Origin of the sequence: Pedobacter sp. HMWF019, from assembly GCF_003061025.1 — a bacterium.
Taxonomy (GTDB): domain Bacteria; phylum Bacteroidota; class Bacteroidia; order Sphingobacteriales; family Sphingobacteriaceae; genus Pedobacter.
This window is the reverse complement of record NZ_QAIL01000514.1, coordinates 1-1507: the sequence shown is the minus strand read 5'-3', so window position 1 is coordinate 1507 and position 1507 is coordinate 1. Positions and strand designations below refer to the sequence as shown.

At 31.6% G+C, this 1507-nt stretch carries 2 protein-coding genes; both read right to left on the bottom strand.

From position 1 onward, the window contains the following. Window positions 1-140: 140 nt before the first annotated feature. Window positions 141-905 carry an NUMOD4 domain-containing protein gene (locus DBR11_RS26020; protein ID WP_158275385.1) on the bottom strand — a complete coding sequence of 255 codons (765 nt, stop codon included), beginning with the start codon at window positions 903-905 and terminating at the stop codon, window positions 141-143. A 147-nt stretch (window positions 906-1052) separates the two neighbouring features. Then, window positions 1053-1507: hypothetical protein (locus DBR11_RS29760; RefSeq protein ID WP_158275384.1), on the bottom strand; the 455-nt coding region annotated here is incomplete at its 5' end.

The window sequence follows — 1507 nt, the reverse complement described above, 5'->3', positions numbered from 1 at the left end:
AGTAATAGGAATACTGGGCGTCATTCGGGGCGTTGTTCTTTATCTTATCTAAATTTCCCCAATTTAAATTAATAATCTAATATTAAAATAGTTAAATAATTTAATGTCTTGTATTTATGGCACACCAGATCAAAAGTACCTCACTTCTTTTCATCTACCTCAACAAAAGGGGGCTTAGGTTTTCTATTTCTAGCAGGTTTGATTGCTGGGTATTGCGAAATCAAATCATCAAAAAATTCCCTTGGTGCTAGTCTCCATTTGAAACCTCGATAAATGGTTTTATTTCTAATTGAAAGTGAGATGCCCTTTTCATAGCATTCAAATTTATTTGCAGCATGTGCAATACATGGATAAGTTTCAATTAGATTGCCGCTAACATCACATCTGCTCACAGGTTTCCATAACCTAAATGTGGGTTTAATATTTTCTTTGTTTGGTCTCTTTTTTGTGAATTCAGTCCTATTGGTTTGTATTAGCATTCGTAAATGTTCAGCTGTAGAACAAAACTTTAAATTATCGAGTCGACAATTTAATCCATCATAATCGCTGGAAATTATCATCCCATCGAATTTTTGAGTCAATTTCCACCCATTAAAAACATAGAAAACCAATCTCCTCACTATAAGATCATGTCGTTTGTTCTCAAAGCATATCGCAACCTGTAATATATAGGCAAAATCGTTTTTAAAATTGTTGTAATGTCTTTTAATGTTTTGTTTTAATATCCGTCCTTTTACAAACTGGGTACCACACCGACTATGTGAAACAGTTCTATCCAAGGACTTCACTCTACCCAGGTTTGAGACTTGAAAGCTTCCTTCAAAATCAGGGATATTTCTCCAAATCTCTCCAAAAAGCAAAGGGGTTACAATATCTTCATAAGGATACTTACTTTCTGTGTTCATAGAGATTTCCATTTTGTCAAAATAACAATGAAAGAGTATTTATATTCTCATAACAAATTTTCACCATGCAAAATTACTTGCATTATACAAGAACTTAAGACCTACAGCTACTTTAAAATAGCTATAGGCCTTTTATTTGCGCTAAATTTATTTATGCATTTCCAGCTTTTTTCCTTCTGCAGTTTCCAATTCTATCTCAGAATCTTTAATATTTGCAACTCTAAAATGAAACTCCATAGGTTTGCCATCAATTATGAGTGTTAAAAATAGATTAGAATGGAAGCTATCTGTTAAATAGACTCCAAAAAATTTCTTTTGAGCCTGATATTCTATCACCTTGAAAGAATTTTCAATATTTCCAGAATCATTGGTAAACTCTAAACTGCTTTCATTTAAAATCCATTTATTTTTAATAAGATTTTTCCTGAGTTGAACTTCGTTAAAAGGAAGTGAATGTTGTTTAAGTCTATAATAATTATAATCTGTGTCACCAAATTTTAAGGTCAATCTATGATCACTTATTGATGTTATACTTCCAATCATTTTACTTCCAATTCTTAATTTATCTCCATCTAAATGAAAAGGATATTCAGACCTACTGG

Bases quoted from the DNA above. Each gene is read 5' to 3' on its own strand.
- DBR11_RS26020 (WP_158275385.1), bottom strand. From the start codon at position 905: ATGAACACAGAAAGTAAGTATCCTTATGAAGATATTGTAACCCCTTTG.